At 55.0% G+C, this 19,783-nt stretch carries 19 protein-coding genes and 1 riboswitch; of the genes, 10 read left to right on the top strand and 9 right to left on the bottom strand.

Annotated features, from left to right (window positions below; translation table 11 throughout):
* Nucleotides 1–1,326, top strand: a complete 1,326-nt coding sequence (locus Q0802_RS16070) for an HlyD family type I secretion periplasmic adaptor subunit (protein WP_298920123.1) — start codon at nt 1–3, stop codon at nt 1,324–1,326.
* Nucleotides 1,327–1,340: 14 nt separating this feature from the next.
* Here the strand turns inward: Q0802_RS16070 and Q0802_RS16065 are convergent, their stop codons facing one another.
* Together Q0802_RS16065 and Q0802_RS16060 are read right to left on the bottom strand one after the other, a co-directional pair.
* Complete coding sequence (locus Q0802_RS16065) at nt 1,341–1,835, bottom strand: SRPBCC domain-containing protein (protein WP_298920121.1); 495 nt, start codon at nt 1,833–1,835, stop codon at nt 1,341–1,343.
* Complete coding sequence (locus Q0802_RS16060; RefSeq protein ID WP_298920119.1) at nt 1,828–2,151, bottom strand: metalloregulator ArsR/SmtB family transcription factor; 324 nt, start codon at nt 2,149–2,151, stop codon at nt 1,828–1,830. The genes Q0802_RS16065 and Q0802_RS16060 overlap by 8 nt, the downstream gene beginning before the upstream one ends.
* A gap of 124 nt (nt 2,152–2,275) precedes the next feature.
* Here Q0802_RS16060 and Q0802_RS16055 point away from each other — a divergent pair, with 124 nt between their 5' ends.
* The 4 genes from Q0802_RS16055 to Q0802_RS16040 all read left to right on the top strand — a co-directional run bounded on the left by Q0802_RS16055 (nt 2,276) and on the right by Q0802_RS16040 (nt 7,011).
* Nucleotides 2,276–2,971 (top strand): DUF899 domain-containing protein, encoded by a 696-nt coding sequence (locus tag Q0802_RS16055; RefSeq protein WP_298920116.1) that lies wholly within the window; start codon nt 2,276–2,278, stop codon nt 2,969–2,971.
* Between the two features lie 242 nt (nt 2,972–3,213).
* Entirely contained in the window at nt 3,214–4,311 is a 1,098-nt protein-coding gene (locus Q0802_RS16050) for a mandelate racemase/muconate lactonizing enzyme family protein (protein ID WP_298920114.1), read from the top strand.
* A 313-nt stretch (nt 4,312–4,624) separates the two neighbouring features.
* A complete protein-coding gene (locus Q0802_RS16045) occupies nt 4,625–5,284 on the top strand; it encodes a YqiJ family protein (RefSeq protein WP_298920112.1) in 660 nt (219 codons plus the stop codon).
* Nucleotides 5,285–5,397: 113 nt separating this feature from the next.
* On the top strand, nt 5,398–7,011 hold the full coding sequence (locus tag Q0802_RS16040; RefSeq protein ID WP_298920156.1) for a flotillin domain-containing protein: 1,614 nt from the start codon (nt 5,398–5,400) through the stop codon (nt 7,009–7,011).
* A gap of 113 nt (nt 7,012–7,124) precedes the next feature.
* Here the strand turns inward: Q0802_RS16040 and phnE (Q0802_RS16035) are convergent, their stop codons facing one another.
* The 6 genes from phnE (Q0802_RS16035) to Q0802_RS16010 all read right to left on the bottom strand — a co-directional run bounded on the left by phnE (Q0802_RS16035) (nt 7,125) and on the right by Q0802_RS16010 (nt 12,334).
* Nucleotides 7,125–7,940: a phosphonate ABC transporter, permease protein PhnE gene (gene phnE / locus Q0802_RS16035; protein WP_298920110.1), complete on the bottom strand. Its 816-nt coding sequence runs from the start codon at nt 7,938–7,940 to the stop codon at nt 7,125–7,127.
* Complete coding sequence (gene phnE / locus Q0802_RS16030) at nt 7,940–8,761, bottom strand: phosphonate ABC transporter, permease protein PhnE (RefSeq protein WP_298920108.1); 822 nt, start codon at nt 8,759–8,761, stop codon at nt 7,940–7,942. Before phnE (Q0802_RS16030) ends, phnE (Q0802_RS16035) begins: the two co-directional genes overlap by 1 nt.
* Nucleotides 8,758–9,549 carry a phosphonate ABC transporter ATP-binding protein gene (phnC, locus tag Q0802_RS16025; protein WP_298920105.1) on the bottom strand — a complete coding sequence of 264 codons (792 nt, stop codon included), beginning with the start codon at nt 9,547–9,549 and terminating at the stop codon, nt 8,758–8,760. Before phnC ends, phnE (Q0802_RS16030) begins: the two co-directional genes overlap by 4 nt.
* A gap of 73 nt (nt 9,550–9,622) precedes the next feature.
* A complete protein-coding gene (phnD, locus tag Q0802_RS16020) occupies nt 9,623–10,597 on the bottom strand; it encodes a phosphate/phosphite/phosphonate ABC transporter substrate-binding protein (protein ID WP_298920103.1) in 975 nt (324 codons plus the stop codon).
* A 93-nt stretch (nt 10,598–10,690) separates the two neighbouring features.
* Nucleotides 10,691–11,347, bottom strand: a complete 657-nt coding sequence (gene gph, locus Q0802_RS16015; RefSeq protein WP_298920101.1) for a phosphoglycolate phosphatase — start codon at nt 11,345–11,347, stop codon at nt 10,691–10,693.
* Between the two features lie 147 nt (nt 11,348–11,494).
* On the bottom strand, nt 11,495–12,334 hold the full coding sequence (locus tag Q0802_RS16010) for an isocitrate lyase/phosphoenolpyruvate mutase family protein (RefSeq protein WP_298920099.1): 840 nt from the start codon (nt 12,332–12,334) through the stop codon (nt 11,495–11,497).
* Between the two features lie 332 nt (nt 12,335–12,666).
* Here Q0802_RS16010 and Q0802_RS16005 point away from each other — a divergent pair, with 332 nt between their 5' ends.
* A complete protein-coding gene (locus Q0802_RS16005) occupies nt 12,667–14,205 on the top strand; it encodes an ankyrin repeat domain-containing protein (RefSeq protein WP_298920097.1) in 1,539 nt (512 codons plus the stop codon).
* Nucleotides 14,206–14,257: 52 nt separating this feature from the next.
* Here the strand turns inward: Q0802_RS16005 and Q0802_RS16000 are convergent, their stop codons facing one another.
* On the bottom strand, nt 14,258–15,511 hold the full coding sequence (locus tag Q0802_RS16000; protein ID WP_298920096.1) for a D-amino acid dehydrogenase: 1,254 nt from the start codon (nt 15,509–15,511) through the stop codon (nt 14,258–14,260).
* Between the two features lie 123 nt (nt 15,512–15,634).
* Nucleotides 15,635–15,722: riboswitch (glycine riboswitch) on the bottom strand.
* Nucleotides 15,723–15,898: 176 nt separating this feature from the next.
* Between Q0802_RS16000 and Q0802_RS15995 the strand changes: the two genes are divergently transcribed.
* The 4 genes from Q0802_RS15995 (at nt 15,899) to Q0802_RS15980 (ending at nt 19,783) form a co-directional block, all read left to right on the top strand.
* Nucleotides 15,899–17,125, top strand: a complete 1,227-nt coding sequence (locus Q0802_RS15995) for a YcaO-like family protein (RefSeq protein ID WP_298920094.1) — start codon at nt 15,899–15,901, stop codon at nt 17,123–17,125.
* On the top strand, nt 17,122–17,892 hold the full coding sequence (locus tag Q0802_RS15990) for a TfuA-like protein (protein ID WP_298920092.1): 771 nt from the start codon (nt 17,122–17,124) through the stop codon (nt 17,890–17,892). The genes Q0802_RS15995 and Q0802_RS15990 overlap by 4 nt, the downstream gene beginning before the upstream one ends.
* Nucleotides 17,893–17,971: 79 nt before the next feature.
* A complete protein-coding gene (locus Q0802_RS15985; protein WP_298920068.1) occupies nt 17,972–19,228 on the top strand; it encodes a hypothetical protein in 1,257 nt (418 codons plus the stop codon).
* 75 nt (nt 19,229–19,303) lie between these two features.
* A complete protein-coding gene (locus tag Q0802_RS15980) occupies nt 19,304–19,783 on the top strand; it encodes a hypothetical protein (protein ID WP_298920065.1) in 480 nt (159 codons plus the stop codon).

Raw genomic sequence — 19,783 nt, 5'->3', positions numbered from 1 at the left:
GTGCTATCTGGAAAATCAGCTAAAGCCAAACCTGGCGTCTTTGCGCGTAAAATGGCTCGCGAGACAAGAAGACAGCCGCGCATTGCCGCAATGGTGCTTTTGACGCTAGCCGGGTTCCTGACGGGTGCCATTTTATTGGCAACCGTAACCATCGTACCGGAACTTGCGCGCGCAGAGGGCGAGATTGTTCCATCCGGGCATGCACATCGCATTGAGAGTCCCAACAGCGGGGTCGTAGAATCCGTTCTTGTGCGCGAGGGGCAGCGCGTCGCGAAAGATCAGGTTCTTGCCACTCTGGTCTCGCCTGGCCTGAAAAGGGAAGAACAGAATATTCGCCAGAGGCTGGTAAGTGCCACTGATAGGATCGACACTCTGGCAATCCTGTTGAAGCAATTGGAACAACCTCACAATGATGTTGAGGGGGGGGGCAATCTCTCCCGGGAAGCGTCAGATTTCCTCTTCACGAAACTCTCTTTGCACAAGGCGAGGCAAGAAATCGCGGATCAACGTGTCACGCATCTCGAAGGCGTCATCGAACGTCTCGAAGCGGCTCGGCAGCTTATGGAAGATCGTGTCGCGCAGAGAACTGCCGCGGTTGACCGGCTGGAAAACCTCTTTGCATCTGGCAATGTAACGCGGGCGAGACTGGAGGCAGAGCAACAGACTTTAGATGAATTGCGCGGTCGATTGATTGATACAGACATCCAACTGGCAACCACACGAACGAGTTTCGCTGAAGCCCAGGCAACCCCGATGGAAAATGAACTCGCATTGCGAGAACAAACGCTCACCGAGCTTGTGTCTCTGCATCAGGAAAGAGATGCGTTGCAGGTTCAACTGCGCTCTGTTGCCCAACAGCGCAAGGAGTTGCTGGTCCGTGCTCCGGTGGATGGTGAAATCCAATCAGTTGCGTTTCCTCGAGCAGGCGAAGTTATTGAGGCAGGGGTAGCGATGTTCGAACTGATCAACACTTCGGACCGATTAGTGGCGGAAATCCGGATCGACACAAACGATATCGGTCACATTCAGGTTGGCGATACGGTGGCTCTTAAACTAACGACATATGACGCCAGACGTTACGGCGAACTTGAAGGGGAAATCGAAAGTCTCTCGCCGACTTTTGTCGTGGATCCTGTGGACGGGAGTACTTATTTCCGAGGTGTCGTCGGATTGAGCCGGGACAGCATCGGTGAAGGGGTTTGGCGGCGTCCGCTGCGCGTGGGTATGGCCACCAACGCCGAAATAGTGACCGACGAACGAACTCTGATGGCCTATCTCACCAAGCCCGTGCAACGCTCCTTGGAAAAGGCCTTCGCAGAAAGATAGGTTGTGTCGCGCGGTCAGTTGATGTGCCGCTCGCCTTCCAAAGCAAGGGATTTCGCCAACTTCTGAAAACTCGCTTTCCAGCCGGTGCGCACCCCGATCCGTCCCGACGGTGACGCAATTTCTTTGTGCTCGAGGGTAATTCGGGTCGCAGCGCCAAGCGCCTCGAAGTGAACGGAAACCTGTGAGGGCGGAGTTTGTCGTTGATGGTCTTCGTGCGTCACCACGACATGCACCCAGCTGAAGCAAAGAAACCTTGGTCGATCAATGTTGATGTACTGGCCTTCAAGGTACTCGGCCTTATTGTTTTTCGCCTTCATCTCAAAACGCCACAGGCCACCGACCGATAGGTCCAGATGGATGGCGGTGAGGTCCGAGGGATCGTTGCCAAACCACTTTCGGAGATCTTCTGCTCGTGTCCAGGCGTCAAACAACCGTTCTGGCGATGCCGCAAACACAGCACTTATTACAACAGGGTTTACGCCTTCCGGTGATGTGAGCAGATCAATCATTGTTTTTCTCGGCGGCAATCATCTTCGCCAAGCTTTCAAGGCGATCCACCCAGAACGGCCGATAGGACTCAAGCCATGAAACGGCATCCTCCATCGGCCCGGCGGTCAAGGCGCAGTGCCGAACACGGCCTCTTTTTTCAACTGTGACCAAACCCGCACCTTCCAGAACGCGGACATGGCGACTGACGGCGGTTTGTGACATTTCAAACGGCTCGGCCAATCGAGAGAGCGGCTGTTCCCCCTCCGTCAACTGGATCAATATGTTGCGCCGTGTATCATCCCCGAGCGCAAAGAATACAGCGTTTAGATCAGTCATATATCCTCTAATACTCAACAAATGTATTGACTATTTGCTTGCTTCGATTTACTCAATACATCTGTTGAGTATTTGGCGCAACCATCCAAGCGTTATTCGAGTTTCCAACGGGAGATCAAAAAATATGCCGAACCTGGTCAATCGAGAGATGTGGATTTCAGAACGCATGAAGCTACTGGAGCGGGAAAAGAGCTTCACCAAAGAGCGCGACGCCCTGTCAAACGCGCGGCGGGATCTTCCAATGGTCGAAATCACAAAAAGCTACCACTTTTCGACGAACTCAGGCACGCGTTGCTTGCCCGAATTGTTCGAAGGCAAAAAGCAGCTGGTGGTCTATCACTTTATGTTCGGCCCTGATTGGGAAGAGGGTTGCCCGAGTTGTTCGTTCTTTGTTGATAGCTTTAACGGCAATGAAGCCCATCTCGCAGCGCGCAACACAGCATTCATACTTGCTTCAAATGCGCCGTTGGAAACGCTCAATGCGTACGCGGCGCGCATGGGGTGGACGATTCCTTGGGTTTCCTGTCTGAACACCGGATTTGGTGAAGATTTTGGCGTGACCTTTCCTGAAGGCGCTGAAAAGAATGGCAGAACATACAACTACGACAAAAAACCATATGGCGGTGAAAGCCCAGGATTGAGCGTGTTTTTTGACTTGGGCGCAAATAGGGTCGCGCACAGTTATTCTACGTACGGACGTGGGCTTGATATTTTGAACAGCGCTTATCACTTGTTGGATTTGACACCGAATGGTCGAGATGAAGCCAGCTTCCCTTATCCACAGGCTTGGGTCAAACGCCACGACGAATACAAAAATTGAAGATCGGAGCTACTAGTCCGGCCTTTCTTCACGGCATTCCCAGCGCGACATTCAAAGGAACGGCCTGGATCGGTCCCGCATGGTTTCGTTCTTCCAGCTGCCATTAAGATGTGATTTCGACAGTTCCTTGGCGGTCGCTTGTGCCCGGTCAGCACGACCGGATATTCCTTCTTAACTCCCCAGCGCATTGGCGGTACGTTCCGATGGAAAACCAATGATCACCCTGCGAGTTGCTCTGATAAATGCCCAAGATTGTCGATGTCGCGACGCGACTGTTCCGTTTGCCACTTGCAGAAGTCCTTGTAGACGCAAAACATGGCGACCATCATTTTTTTGAGCTGGTAACCTGCACTCTGCATTTTCAAGATGGAAGTCTGGGCACCGGTTACACTTATACAGGCGGGAAGGGAGGGCATGCGATCGCCGCAATGATCGAATATGACCTGAAACCTTTTCTCGTCGGAAAAAACGGGGAAAACGTAGAGGCGCTGTATGACGCGATGCAATGGCATATCCACTATGTTGGCCGCGGCGGCATCGCCTCCTTTGCAATTTCGGCAATTGATATCGCGCTTTGGGATGCCCGAGGCAAACGAACCGAAATTGCGTTGTGGCAGATGGCTGGCGGGGCTGCTCAAACATGCCGCGCATACTGCGGCGGTATAGATCTGGGATTTGACCTGCCCAAGCTGCTGGAGAGTGTGGCGGGATATCTGGATCGGGGATTTGACGGCGTAAAGATCAAGATTGGCCTGCCGTCCTTGGCAGACGATCTTACCCGCATTGAAGCAGTCCGTGAGTTAATAGGTCCGGATATCGCCTTCATGGTCGATGCCAATTATTCCTTGTCTGTGGATCAGGCAATCGTAGCCGCACAGGCCTTTGAAAAGTACGATCTTTTGTGGTTCGAGGAGCCAATAATACCGGACAATTATCGTGGCTATGCCCAAATCTCTGAAGCAACGGATATACCGCTCGCGATGGGTGAGAACCTGCACACACTTCACGAGTTCGAATATGCGTTCGACCAGGCGAAATTGGGTTACATTCAGCCGGATGCATCCAATTGTGGTGGGATTACCGGATTTTTGCAGGTGGCGGAGCTCTCCGAGATACATGGTCTGCCCCTTTGCAGTCACGGTATGCAGGAACTGCATGTGAGCTTGGTTTCAGGCCGAAAAAACGCTGGCCTGATCGAAGTGCACTCTTTCCCTATCGATCAATACACAACCCGCCCGCTGATCGTGGAAAACTGCCGTGCAGTTGCGCCCGATGCTCCCGGAACCGGGGTGGAATTTAACTGGGCAAAATTGGAAGCCGAAAACATGTTGAATTCCTGACCTTGGGAAATCGCAACATCTATTGATGGCGGTGTGTGTGATCCGCAAGATGGCTTCCAAATCTGCGGCGCGCTTGCGGGTGCGGTGTTGTCAGTTTTCCCGCATGAGGTGTGGCGGATATCGCACGAAGTATCTGGCAATTTCAGAGAGAAACTGCCATGGCTGAAAGGTGAAATCGCGGATGCGAATCCGCCTCAATGATGCCGTGTTTGCTTTCTAAAACGCGCCTCAAGAGTGCGTTGCAGAACCAATTTGTTAGCGCAAACCTTTAAATAACCCGTTGGGATGCCTATATAATTAATATGGAGGCAAGATGATCGAGACTTTTCTGGACGCAAACGCACTACCCTTTTCGATTGCATTGACCGTGGTTTTTGGGCTGTTTTTGATTGAAATCCTTTCTTTGATGTTGGGGGGCAGTTTGCTGGCCTTGGGAGCCGATGCGCCGGACGTTGATTTTGATGCGGATTTCGAACTCGACGCTGATTTCGATCTGGATATCGACACCGATATCGACGCCGATCTTGCTATGGCTCCCTCCGGTCTTTTTGGGTGGCTGGGCCTGAAAGATGTTCCTTTCATGATCTGGTTTGTATCGTTTCTGACGTTGTTCGGTCTGGCGGGTCTTATCTTTGTCGGTTTGACCGGTCTTGACTGGACGTTCTCGGTCCCCGTCGCCGTTGGAGCATCGCTCGCAGGCACAAAATTTGTGGCAAATCATGTGGCCTACATGATGCCAAGGACCGAAAGCACAGCTTTGTCCGAACGCGCGCTGAGCGGCTACGAAGGGGTGATCAGTCAAGGCACTGCACGGCGCGGAAGCTCTGCGGAAGCAAAGATCAAGGATCGTCACGGCAACACCCATTACCTTCGGGTGGAACCGTTAGAAGACAATGGGGAAATTGCGCAGGGTGCTTCGGTGCACGTGGTGCGCAAGCACGAAGGTGTTTTCCAGGTTGTCGAAACCAGCTAGGCGCCTGAATGCGCCTCAACATTTCTTAATAGAGGGAGAGTCCTTTGCCATTTACGGATATTCTAATCGTTGCAGGTATCATCGTTGTCCTGTTCCTTTTCATCGGTTTGATCATGGCCCGGTTGTATCGCCGTGCGACCCGCGAAGTGAGCTTGGTCAAGACCGGCTCTGGCGGCAAGAAAGTGATCATGGACGGTGGCACGATTTCGATCCCGTTTTTGCATGAGATCAGCCAAGTCAATATGAAGACATTGCGGCTGGAGGTTCACCGCAAGGACGATGGCTCGCTGATCACCAAGGATCGGATGCGCGTGGACGTGGGGGTCGAATTCTACGTTTCGGTCAATGCGACCGAAGATGGGATTTCCCGGGCAGCCCAGACGCTGGGCGATCGTACCTTCAACGTGGAACAACTCCGTGAGATGATTGAAGGCAAGCTGATTGACGGCCTGCGATCCGTCGCAGCGCGCATGACCATGGATGAACTGCACGAAAACCGGTCTGAATTTGTTCAGGAGGTTCAGAATGCGATTTCGGAAGATCTTTTGAAAAACGGCCTTGAGCTGGAAGCGGTGTCGCTGACGGCTCTTGATCAAACCTCCTTTGACGCACTTGACGAAAACAATGCCTTTAACGCTGTGGGTATGCGCAAACTGGCGGAGGTCATTGCGACGTCCAAGAAAGAACGCGCACAAATTACTGCGGAAGCAGACGTGTCGGTGCGCCGCTCGGAGATGGAGGCGGAGAAACTGAAGTACCAGATCGAACGGGATCAGCGCGAGGCTGAAATTGCGCAAATCCGTGAAATCGAAATCCTGCAAGCCCAGCAGGAAGCGGAGATCAAGCGTAATCAGGAAATCTCGCAGCAGGCTCAGGAACAGGCGCGAATTGCCAAAGAACGTGCGATCCGCGAGTCGGAGATTGAGCGGGAACGGGTTATCCGCGAAGCAGAAATTGCAAATGAGCGGGAACTTGAGGTGGCCGATCAGGAGCGCCAAATCATCATTGCCAAGAAGTCCGAGGAAGAAAGCGTGGCCCGCTCCAGCGCGGACACCGCGCGAGCAGATGCGATGAAATCACAGGAGGCGATTGAAACCGCGCGTGCTGTGGCGTCGGCGGATCGCGCCAAACAGATCGCGCTGATCGAAGCCCAGAAAGAAGCTGAGCGTCAGGCCACCGCGATCAGGCTTGCTGCGGAAGCTGAGAAGGATGCGGCAAGCGACCGGGCTGCGGCTGTGCTGGAAGCCGCGCAGGCGGATGCCTCAGCTCTGACCATTCGTGCGGAGGCGAAGAAAACCGATTTGCTGGCTGAGGCCGAAGGCCGTCATGCGATTGCTGGTGCGGAAAATGCTCTGAGCGCAGAGATTGTACAGATGAAGCTGGATATCGCCCGGCTGGAAGCCATGCCCGCCATCATTGCGGAAATGGTGAAACCTGCGGAGAAGATCAGCGAGATCAAGATTCATCAGGTGAGTGGTATGGGCAATGGTGCCTCCGCGGGACCACGTGGAGAGGGCGCTCCGGTCAACCAGGCACTGGATTCGATCATGGGGATGGCGCTGCAGATGCCAGCAATGAAGAAGCTTGGCGAGGAGCTTGGGCTAAGCCTGGAAAGTGGATTGGCGGAAGTGGCTGATGGTGCCTACCTTTCCGACAAGAAAGCCGAAATCGAGACCGATAGCGTCAAGGCCATCGAGGGCGGCGCAGAGGAAAAACCAGTGGCGTGAGCCGATAACTGATATCCAGAAACTGACCAGGGCGCGCAGCAGGAAACGGCTGCGCGTTCTTTTGTGCAAATCAAAGATGTCCGCGTTTTGCTCAAGTTACCGGGTTCCGGGCCTCAGATGATTGCGCCTCGGACTTTGGCCGAGACCCACTCTGAGATGACCACTGCCGCGAGGATGACCAACAAGATCAAAGAGACCTGTGGCCATGCCAGAACATTGAGTGAAGAGGATAGTTGCAGGCCGATGCCGCCTGCACCGACAAGACCCAGCACGGTCGACTCGCGGATGTTGATATCCCATCGGAAAACGGCAATGCCCGCAAAGGCCGGCAGTATCTGCGGGACGATCCCATACGCCATGACCTGCCAACGTGAGGCACCCGTTGCCTTGATGGCTTCGACCTGGGTTTCGTCTATTTCCTCTATCGCCTCATAGAGGAGCTTGGCACAAAACCCAATCGACCGGATCGCAATGGCAATCACCCCAGCAAACACTCCCGGCCCAATGATCGCGATCAGTAAGAGAGCCCAAATCAGCGAGTTGATCGAACGCGTGGCCACGATGATCAAAAGAGCAATCGGGCGAATGACCAATGCGGACGGTGTGGTGTTGCGTGCGGCCAGAAATGCCACGGGCACGGCCAGTACCAAGGCGATGATCGTGCCAAGGGTCGCTATGTTGAGGGTATCCCATATCGGCTTGCCCAACTGCGTTATGTATTCCCACTTGGGAGGCGTCGCCCGGGTCCAGATATCTTCGGCGATCGTCGGGGCATCCCAGACGAAAAACCAGGTTGTTGCTTGCGAAATCTGCTGCCAGCAATAGGCAAAAACTGCCACGCCAATCAGCCACATCACCCAATGACCGAGGCTTTCCCTGCCAGTACGGCGGTGCCATTGCTTCAGGCCCTCTGTTTCAAGAACAGGCATTATTGCACCCGTGCCCGGATAATTCCGGAAAGATATTCCAGCGCCATCACGATAACGATGATGATGAGCAATATAGCCGCGGCGGTATCATATTCGTAGCGGTCGAACGCGGTGTTTAGCGTCGCCCCGATCCCCCCTGCACCTACGAGTCCCAAGATCGCGCTTTCCCTGAAATTGATGTCGATACGGTACATGCTCAGGCCAATCAGGCGCGGCATGACCTGCGGCTGGACACCGTAGTTGATCCACTGGGACCAGCGCGCGCCGGATGCCTTGATGGCTTCGGCCTGAACGCGGTCCATGCTTTCGATATCCTCTGCAAGAAGTTTGGACAAAAAGCCGATGGTGGCAAAACTCAGGGTCAGAAAGCCTGCGAGTGGCCCAAACCCGAAGATTGCGACCAAAAGTATCGCCACGATGATTTCCTGCAGCGCGCGACTTATAGCAATGATACTGCGGCAAATGAGGTAGACGGGCAGGGGAGCAACGTTACGCGCAGCACCCAAGGCAATCGGGATGGAGATACCAATGCCTACAACCGATGCTGCAACGGTCATCACGATGCTTTCGACCATTCCCTCGTAGATGTCACCTGACCGGGTTGTGAAGTCCGGGCTGGTGAAAGCCAATACGAACTGCTTCCCGCGCTCCAAACCCTCGTAGACCCGGGACCAATTGACCTCGATGGTCATGAAGGCGGCGACCAGATAGGCGAAAAACCCCAGGATCAGCGTCCATCTGAGCCAATTGCGTTGGATGAAGGGAGGTTTCTTCCATGGCTTGCCGACAAGCCTTTGCAAATCTGTGTCAGGCGCGCTCATTCGGCGGCCTCGTCATCTTCGCCATCAATCTTTTCAATCGTAGCTTCCCAATCCTCTTCGCCGTAGATGGTGGTCAGCACGTCGGGTGTCAGTGCGTCGGGAGGGCCGTCGAATTCGATCGCCCCAAACCGCAGCCCAATGACCCTCTGCACAAACATCTGGGCCAGAGCCACGTCGTGAATGTTGATGATCGCGGCCAGCCCGCGCTCTTTGCAAAGCTCGCAGATCAGTCGCATGATCTGGCGAGAGGTTTTGGGATCCAGTGATGCGGTGGGTTCGTCTACCAGCAATAGCGCCGGATCTTGTATCAGCGCGCGGCAAATGCCCACACGTTGGCGCTGGCCTCCGGAGAGTTCGTCGGCGCGTTTGTCGGCCATATGGGCCAGACCGACACGGTCGAGCAGGCGAAAGGCTTCATCGACGTCTGTCTGAGGGTACTTTCGTAAAAAACTGCGCCAGAATCCGACATAGCCAAGACGTCCCGAGAGCACGTTTTCCATCACGGTCAGGCGCTCCACCAGCGCATATTCCTGGAAAATCATCCCCATCCGCCGTCTCTCCTTTCGCAGCGCTCCGGCGGAGAGTTCGGTCAATTCGTTGCCGGCAAGATAGACCTTCCCCGACGTTGGCTCCACGAGCCGGTTGATACAGCGGATCAGCGTGGATTTCCCTGCACCCGAAGGGCCGATCAGGGCAAGCACCTGACCTTCCGGGATGTCCAAATCCACCGCCTTAAGCGCCTGATCCCCGGTCTTATACGTTTTCACGAGCTTCTCAAGCCGCAGCATGAAAGCCTCCCCACCCCGTTTTTATAATTGTTTTTTGGCAATGGTGCCCCCGTCGGGGACACCAGATTTTACATCATTCGCAGGCGTAGCTGACGCCGTTGGCTGCATCGATCTTGCGGATGACGTCCCAGAATTCCTGATAGGTCATTTCAAGGAATTGGCCTTCATTCGATTTCTCGAATTCGGCTTGCAATGTCGTGCCTTCCCATTCGAAGTTGAAGAAAGCATTGCGAATTTTTTCCTTCAGTTCAGGCTTGAGATTGTAGACCGTGCCAAAGCCAGTCGTCGGGAAGGTCTGAGACTTGTAGATCGTTACAACATCGTCTTCTTTGATCACATCGCGGCTGATCATCCGGGATTTGACCGAATTTGCAATCGAGGCGGCAAGATAGTCCTTGTTCGCAACGCCCAGAATGGAGTTGTCATGCTTGCCGGAATAAACCGGCTCGAAATCACGTTCTGGCAGCAGATCAAAGTCACCCTTCAGGATTGCCGAGGGTGCCTTGAACCCGGAATTTGACGTTGGTGACGTAAAGGCCAGCTGCTTGCCTTTGATGTCTTCGACTTTTTCGATCCCAGAACCGGGATAGGTGATGATTTCCATCTCATAGCCGAAATTGCCATCTTTTGACGCCATGATCGTGAAAGGATTGAAACCTGCACAGTTCACCGCCAAAGGATTCGACCCGGTGTTAAACCCCGCAATGTGCAGTCGCCCTGACCGCATCGCTTCGATTTGCGCCGCGTTGTTCTGTACCGGGAAAAAGACAACCTTCTTGCCCGTTTCCGCTTCCAGGTGGGTCAGGAAGTCGGACCAGGCCGCTTTGTAAACCGCCGGGTCTTCGACCGGTGTGTAGGCAAAGATCAATGTGTCGGGATCAAGCTGATCCGCAGGATCCGTTGGCGTATCCGCCACAAGATCACCGTCCACATCGCAAAATCTCTTATCCAGATCACCCCTGGGGCAGTCCTCAGCAGCCAGTGGAGCTGCCAGTGTCATGCTGAGGGTAAGCGCTGCGCCAGACAGCAATTTCGTCAATATTTTCATTTGATTTCCTCCCAATAGCGGGAGGCTAGCTTGAAAATTGAAATACACAAAGAGAAAGTCGCAGTTCTCTTAACCTGAAGTATCAGTTCAATTTTAACGAGAGGTATTCAGCTCATATCGTGACCAGTCGTCAAACCGATCTGTAACGGGCAATTCGGGTATCGGGGCGTTGAGATATCCACCGGAAAACAGTTTGAACGCCACCCCGGCATTCATAGCCGTTTGGTAGTCGACCGCACTGTCGCCCACATAGATCACTTCTTTCGCAGTGAAGCCCAATGCTGTGATGCAGCGCAGCAGCGGCGCGGCGTCGGGTTTTTTGGGCTGGCCATCTTCGGCCCCGGAAATGATGTCAAAATACCCACCAATCCCCAAAGCGTCGCAAATCTGTCGTGCGGGCGCGGTGGGCTTGTTGGTGCATATAGCCATAGGGATGCCCGCTGCTTTCAGACGGTCCAGACAACTTATCACGCCGTCATATGGTTTCGTGAGCGTGGTGGTGTTCTGGCTGTAATAGGTCATGAAGTGGCGCAATGTCCGCGTGGTCACATCAGATGAACAGCCCCCTATTGCATCAAGGCTGCGCTCGACAAGTTTCTCGACGCCGTTACCAATGAACGAGATAACCTGAGAAAGCTCGAGCGCCGGGCGACCGACTCTTTCAAGAGCGTGATTGATCGCGACGTGCATGTCCGGTGCGCTATGGATAAGTGTGCCATCCAGATCGAATACAATCGCTGTTTGAGACATTTGGGGAATTTGTTCCTGCTGCGGTGATCTTCGACATAATCAGCGCGTGCGAGAATGTGAAGCGCGCAGCATTCATCCTGGCGTGGTATTTTGCCTTACCCCTCGCGCATTGGTGCGAAAGCGGACCATCCGCTCCGAGTTTGGAGGCTAGTCTGGCACCGTTTTCATGTAGGCAGCAGCCTCGGCATCGGGGATCGCGTTTGCGGCATAGCGATAGGTGCCTTGTGTTTTCAATTCGCTAGCACCTCGGATCATCTCTCCCAGTGCGGCTCGCGCCAATGACCCGCCTGTAGATATGCGTCTGACGCCGACAGCGGCAAGATCCGCCTTATCATAGGTCGTGTCTGTAAGGCCGACGACGACATTCACAGGGATGTTGACGGATTGGCATACCGCTTTTACCGCGTCTATGTCGGGTAGCCCGGGTGCGTATACGACATCTGCGCCGGCTTGCTCAAATGCCCTCAGTCTGCGGATTGTGTCCTCAAGGTCCGGTCGACCGTAAAGGAAATTTTCCGCACGTGCGGTGATATGGAAATTCTGCTTTGTCTTTGCGGCGCAGGCGACACGAATGCGTTCCACAGCGAGTTCGAAATCGTAAATCGGGTTTTCTGGATCGCCTGATGCGTCCTCCAGAGCGCCGCCGCAAAGCCCGATGGCTTCAGCCTGCCGAATGGTCAGCGCGCAATCATCTGGCTGTACACCAAAGCCATTTTCCAGATCTGCGGAGACGGGCACGGAGGTTGCCTCGACAATTGATTTTGCATTCTCCAGCACTTGCGCGCGGGTCAGACTGCCGCTGGAATCCGTCACGCCCATAGAAAACGCCAGGCCCGCGCTTGTCGTGGCAAGCGCGGGGAACCCGATGCTTTCGAGGATACGCGCCGTACCGGCATCCCAAGCGTTGGGCGCAATGAATATCTCGCTGGTGGTATGAAGGCGCTTGAACTCTGCCAGTTTGGCATCGTGGCGGTCATTATTAGACATGGTGTCCTCTGGCGTTTGGGCTTTGAAATTCTGAAACCGATAACATCGACTGTCAAATGCGGGTAGGTTACGCCTTGCTCTCCAAACACTGTGATCTGGATATTGCGGCAATGTAGGCTTCTTCCCAACACCCCAGTGATCGGCAATTGATATACATCGGAAATCGTTGCGACCTGTGTTGGTGGTCGATATTATGAACCTGCCGTCAGGGGCGGCACCCAGGTTCGCGGATAGCCGTTGGCGGCACCCCTCAGCTCAGAATGAAGACATCTTTTGGTGTTTCTCATGCCCGGACAAGCGAACCGATGGGCGCCAGAATGAGGAAACCAAACATGAAATCTCTAGATCAACTGCGTCGTGATGCAAAGCTGCTCAAAAGGGCGCATGAAGCGGGCGACATTTACGCGGGTCAGCGAATTGTCAATCACCGACCACGCGCCGATGGCGTCGCCTTGAAACACGCCGACTATCTTCATGTAATCGCGCGCGAGAACTCATTTGTCAGCTGGCCAGCGCTGAAGACCGCGGTTGAGCTGGACGGGCTGGATATCGCTGGGAAACGGCAACGATTGAAAATAGCGATCTACAACGGGCAAAGACACGTGTTGGACAGGCTGTTGGCAGTTTCGCCCGATCTTGCGAGCGGGCATTTGGGTTTGGAGATAGCGCTTTACCGGCGCGAGGCGGTTTTTGAGGCGTTGCGCCAAGACCCGGCCGCCGCAACACGTATGACTGCAGGGCGTCTTCCGATCTGCCACTTGGCATTTTCAAGGTTTATCCGCCATCGCCCCGATCTCGAGGCGGATATGCTTGCCATTGCAGATCGTCTGTTGGCTTTGGGGGCGGATATCAACGCGTCGATTCCTGTGGCACCGGACAACGACCACCAGCTTTCATGTCTTTATGGTGCTATTGGTCATGCCGACAACATGCCCTTGGCGCGGTGGCTGCTGGAAAACGGGGCCAATCCAAATGACGGTGAGTCTCTCTATCATTCAACGGAACTTGGGCATCGCACGGCCCTGAAACTGTTGCTGGATCATGGGGCCGATCCTTTGGGAACCAATGCGCTGCTCAGAGCAATGGACTTTCATGACCATGACGCGGTTGCGCTGCTGATTGAGGCCGGTGCGAAGGCGGACGAATTCATCGGGGATCACGTTGGTGGGGAGACCCCATGGGTGGTTCCGGCGCTGCATCAGGCGGCGCGGCGCATGTCAGATCGAAAGATGATCGCGCTTTTGCTGTCGGCGGGTGCAGACCCCTCTGTTCGGTTTCGGGGCTGCACGGCCTATGGTTATGCGCGCGTGTTTGGCAATCCGGCGTTGGCAACTGCGTTGGAGGCGCGCGGTGACCTCCCCGAACTGACAGCAGATGAGCGTCTGCTGGCCAAAGCCGCTGATGATCTTGACGTCGGCCAAGCGCGGATTGTGCCCGAAGATCTGCCGCAGGCCTACAGAACGATCATTCGCTCGATCCTGCATTTGCCAGGCAAGCTTGACCACATCAGGCGACTTGTCGCGCTGGGCGTTGAGTTTGACGTTCCCGACAGCGAGGGCCTGACGCCCGTGCAGGTGGCAGGTTGGGAAGGTGCGCCGGATGTCATGGCATATCTTCTGACGCTGGGGCCCAATTTGATGCATCAGAATGGGTATGGTGGTGGGTTGCTGTCGACTATTCTGCATGGTTCGGAAAATGCGCCGCCGCGAAAGGGGCGCAATCATTTGAAGTGTTTGCGGCTTGCCCTCGAGGCGGGTGTGCCGATCCCACGCCGCGCGGCGGAGTTGGCCGGGGTTGAGGAATTGGCCGAATGCCTTGCGGGGTGGTGCGAAACACACCCCGAACAGGTGGTTGAGGGAGGTGCGGTTTAGCAGTACCGGCAGCCCGGAGACGGGCTGCCGTATATGTTTTGCCGGCAGCGCCTTAAGCTGCTGCGACGAAGGGTTTTCCCGAGGCCAATTTAGCCGGTGCGTCGAGGCTTTCGGCCACTGATGCCGCCACGATACGCGCGGTTGCAGCGGAGAGCGTCCAGCCCAGGTGCCCGTGTCCGGTGTTGTAGAATACGCCCTGTGCCTTGCCGCGGCCAACCCGGGGCAACATTGATGGCATCATCGGGCGCAAGCCAGCCCAGGGAGTAACGTTTTCCGTTGAGATCCCAGGGAAGTAGCGCTCGCACCAATCCGTCAGGGGTTTAATGCGGTCTGCGCGGATGTCGCGGTTTGCACCGTTGAACTCGGCGGTTCCGGCGATGCGGAACCGATTGGCCCCAAAGCGGCTGGCGACGATCTTGGCACGATCATCCAGCAGGCTGACCCATGGTGCTGCCGCCTGGCTTTCAGGATCATCCAGGGACACCGTGACCGAATACCCTTTGACAGGGTAGATGTTGACCCGGTCTCCCAGTTGCTGGGCAAAATCGCGGCTCTGGACGCCCGCGCTGACTATGACAGCGTCAAAAACTTCCTCATGCCCCCCTCCGGTCACGCGGACAGTGCCATTTTCGGCTGACAGGTCTTCGACTTTCGCTCCAAAACGCAGGATAGCGCCCCGTCGGGCGCAGGCGCGCGCCAGACCCATGGTGAATTTATGGATATCGCCGGAGCTGTCAGATTCTGTCAGGAAACCGCCAACGAAGTCACCGTGAAGCGCGGGTTCAACTTCGCGGATTTCGTCAGGCGATAATTCGCGACGGCTCAATCCGCCTTCAGCCAACAGCAAATTGACTTTGCGGGCATGGGCAAGATCTTTGGCGTGGTCATAAAAATGCAGGATCCCACGCCGCTCCAGGTCGAAATCGATACCTTCACGGTCAGCCATCTCAAAAAGGACCGCGCGGGCTGCGATGGCCAGACGGACGGTTTCAACCGTGTTGCGTTTGTAGTTGGGGATGTTGGACAGGAACTCGGCCATCCAGCGCATTTTGTGCAAGGTCGGGGCTGGATTGACCAGCAGGGGAGCGTCGGCATGCAACATCCACTTGAGCCCTTTGAGGATGGTGCCCCATTGCGTCCAGACTTCGGCATTGGACGCCGAAAGCTGCCCACCATTGGCGAAACTGGTTTCCATCGCGGCATAGCGATGGCGGTCAAACACGGTGACGTCGAAACCGCGATCCAGCAGTTCATAGGCGGTGGTCAGCCCGGTGACACCGGCCCCGATGACAGCAACTTTGGACATGGCAATGCTCCTTGCACGTGCGGCTTGCGCCGCTTGCCCCCTCCGTGCATGGAACCTGAGAGTTTCACCCAAAAGCGGGCTTTCTCCTACGGTGGGCCTTTTGGGGCCGCTTTCCGGAGTGTTTAGGCCATACCGGTCCTTGGACCTGAGAGTTTCCGGGGCGGTTGCTCCTTCGGCGGCGGGGGTGCCCGCCTTCTCCCGGCATAGCCTTCACTATATTGCGCCAGTTAGGGCAGAACGGTGATTCGTACAACAGATTTATTAGCGCGTATTTTCGCAGCCGACCGCAGAGCTGAACGGTTGGCGGATACTCCTCACCAGAACATCGTTCCCGTCCGTTCCGAATTGTGCTTTGAAGGATGCAGGGCCGGCAGCAACGGATGACAGATGGATTTCGGTAACAGCACGAAATACCCGGGACAGGAGCTGCAACGCGTTTGTTCCGCCGAAGAAACACTGGCGCGAATTCTGCCTCTGAAGCACAAGTTTGGTATTACCCGCGTTGCCAATGTGACTGGATTGGACAGTCTTTCCTTGCCTGTAGTCATTGCCGTGCGCCCAAACGCCCGATCTATCGCGATTTCACAAGGTAAGGGTAGAACGCTGGCGCATGCGAAAGCCTCTGCCGTGATGGAAGCCATTGAGATCTGGCATGCGGAACACATCAGCGACGTGGTCTATTTTGCAAGCGTGGATGATCTGGCGGCGCGCCATAAATTCATTGACCTCGACCGATTACCGCGAACGCCTGAGGGCCCCGTGAAGCGCACAATGCGTTTGCATTGGATCACGGCGCAGGATCTGGTGAGTGGGCAGAAAAAACTGGTGCCGCTAGAGATGGTCCATGCCGACTACACCCATCCGGTGTCCGCGGATGCGGGCATTTTCCCGGCGAGCACCAATGGGTTGGCCTCGGGCAATCACCTTCTCGAAGCGATCTGTCATGGCATTTGCGAGGTTATCGAACGGGATGCGCTGGCGATCTGGCACCATCAAACCACTGATAAACAACAGGCAACGCGGCTTGATTTAACAACAATTACGGACGGCGCTCTCCTGGACACATTGGCGAAAATCGAAGGTGCCGGCGTGGAGTGCGCTGTTTGGGACGTGACCTCCGATATCGGAGTGCCCAGCTATTTGTGCGTGATAAACGACGTCGAAAAACAGGGCGGTCACCTCGGGGTGGGTTCAGGAACCCATCCCAACCCAAAGATCGCCTTGCACAGAGCGATCAATGAGGCTGCCCAGACGCGGTTGAATTATATCACGGGCGCGCGCGAAGACCTTTTCCATGATGAATACAGCGATGTCGGGCGCGAACAGAAAGCAGAGGCGTTTTCTCACCTGAGAGGTGTTTTGGGCAATATGAGAGCTTTCGACGCTTCAGCAGGGCCAGCCAATTCTGACCTGCAAGCGGATTTGGATTGGCTGAAGGACCGGTTGGCGTTGGTCGGTATCGAAGAAATCGGCATGGTTGATCTGACCCGTGACGAGTTTCAGATACCGGTCGTGCGGATCATCATACCCGGTCTCGAAGCCCCACATGACGATTCCGCCTATGTTCCGGGTCCGCGGGTACAGGCTCTTTCAAACAGAGGTCCGGCAGAATGATTGTGTTTGCCGGACCATCGATGGTGGGCGTAGCAGACCAAATCGACACTGAAATTGATCTGCGTCCCCCCGTGCAACAGGGGGATGTGTTTCTGGCTTGTCTGGAAAACCCCGCAGCCATTGGCATTATAGACGGTTTCTTTGAAGGTGTTCCTTCGGTCTGGCACAAGGAAATCCTGTGGGCCTTGTCGCAAGGTGTCGCGGTTTTGGGGGCTGCGAGCATGGGGGCTTTACGCGCAGCGGAACTGGATGTTTTCGGGATGCAGGGCGTCGGAAATATCTACCAGGCGTTTCGCGACGGTGTGTTGGAAGACGACGATGAAGTCGCCCTGCTGCATGGACCGGCAGAGGTCGGGTATCCGGCGCTAAGCCTCGCCATGGTCAATGCCCGCGCGACACTGGAGGCCGCAGCGACAGCGGGGGTCATCACGATGACCCAAGCGCAGTATGCAACTGATCTGGCAAAATCGCAGTTCTACAAGGTGCGGACGTGGGAAAGCGTTTTTGAGGCTGTAGGCTCGGCAAATCTCCCACCTGACAAGTGCCGGGAACTGCGCGATTGGGTTCGCCATCATGAAGTCGATCAAAAGCAACAGGATGCGGCTGAACTATTGGCGCGACTGTCTGAGATGAGATTTGACGCGCCGACCGCCGATTTTCACTTTGAAGAAACGGATCTATGGCTCAACGCCATCAAGAACTGGCGAAGGCGCGCGGCAAATACGCCAATACCGAAAGGAGGGGGATACCGCCTTTTTGGTGATTGAGTATGTGGGGGCGAATAGACGGATGGGAGATTTTGCTGTAGCCCTAAGCTGTTACTGAGCGGATTGCGGAGCCTGCGTCATGGAAGGAACACGTTTCCGGCTGTTTCCTCAGCCACATTTTCTGGACAGTTTTTCCGAACCGGAAACGGTCGTTGTTTCTTCGATTGCGGGGACTTTGGCTCCGGGTCCATCGGATGATCGCATGTACACGATTTTTCCGATTGGCAAAAAGCAGCCCTATGGGATTTCGCCCGATGGTTCTGATGTTCTGGCCCCACCATGGATGGGGGATATCGAAGCGCCCGCGATGCCGGACGCTGATGGCCATTTCGATTACCTTGAGCCGGGGACGCCGCAGTTTGAAACAGCGCATCTCTTCGGCACTGTTCGTTTCGTGATGGATATTTGGGAGGAATACTTCGGTCGCATCATCCCGTGGCAAAGTGACAAGACCCACGACCGTGTTGAACTGACAATTTTGCCATCACTTGAAAATGCCTATTCCGGCTATGGCTTCATAGAGATGGGCGGAGATCGGAAGAACGGTGGGTACAAACCCTTCAGTCTGAATTTTGATGTCATCGCCCATGAACTTGGGCATGCGATCATCTACTCCGAAGTCGGCGTCCCGGACCCGGAAAATGTCACCGGTGAGTATTTCGGTTTTCATGAAAGTGCTGCCGATCTTGTGGCGCTGATTTCATCGCTTCACTTCAATTCACTTGTTGATCTGCTGTTGGAAAATACCCACGGCAATCTTTACATGTTGAACGCCGTGAACCGGATCGCGGAGCTTTCAGATAACAAGCAAATCAGGATTGCGGCCAATGACAAACGTCTTGGTGAGTTTGCCAAAGGATGGGTCAAGGAACACCATCTGTCACAGCCTCTCACGGGTGCCTTCTTTGACATTCTGGTAGACCTTTTTCACGAAATGCTGCTCGATTACGGCGCGATTTCGGCAGAAATGGAGGATCTGTCGGATCAGTTGCTTGCTACGGCTGATTACGCACCGGTCATGCAGGAGCTTTTTGACGAGGCCTACGCGGCCCAGCCGGATAAATTCAAGCTGGCCTTGCTGGATGCGCGTGACATTTTGGGAACCTATCTTGCCGACACCTGGCAGAGAATTAACAGGCGCGACCTGAACTTTGTCGACATTGCCGAGATTTTTCTGGAGGTGGATCAGGAACACACCGGCGGGCGTTTTGAACGTCTGATCCGCGGCAACTTCAAGCTTCGGGACATCGGATATGTAGATGTGGGTCCGCAACTCAAACCGCTGGGTAAAGACAGTCACGCGAATTCAGTGCGCACGATGGTTCCAATGGACTGAAAACAAAGAATAGGTTAATACTTGTATACACGCGAATGAATGGGGGCGGTTTTTGCTCCCAAAGGGAAAAACACTATGTCAGAAACACTTTATACATCCGAGGCGGTGGTCTTGTTCGGACGCGAAGTCGAAGACCTTGCCGTCGTATCCGTTACAAGCGGCGACAATGTTTTAAGCAAAAAAGAAGAGCAATTTGCCCGTATTTACGGGTTCACCTACGACGGGGTTTATTACGAAATTCCGACCCCCGTCCTTTACTTGGTCAAAGGGGATAGTGAAAAAGCAGCCGACGTGGCCGTTCCCGGACCGAACGAGAAGAATGTCAAATTCTTCAAGGAACTGCGTGCGTGGACTGTGAAGCGGACGGATGAAACCGTGCGTCTTGCCCTCGACCAAGGCAAGTTCGAAACGCTTTTACTCGAAATGATGTCCGAGGGTGCAAGTGGCGTCTCTGGTGCCCGTGTGTCCGGCGCGCGTGTCTCAGGTGCCCGTGTCTCCGGAGCCCGTGTCTCGGGCGCACGTATCAGCGGAGCGCGTGGAGATGCCAGCGACTAA

The sequence above is a fragment of the uncultured Roseobacter sp. genome, assembly GCF_947495275.1.
Lineage (GTDB): Bacteria > Pseudomonadota > Alphaproteobacteria > Rhodobacterales > Rhodobacteraceae > Roseobacter.
The sequence above is the reverse complement of the archived record's forward strand: the minus strand, read 5'-3'. Positions and strand labels throughout refer to the sequence as shown.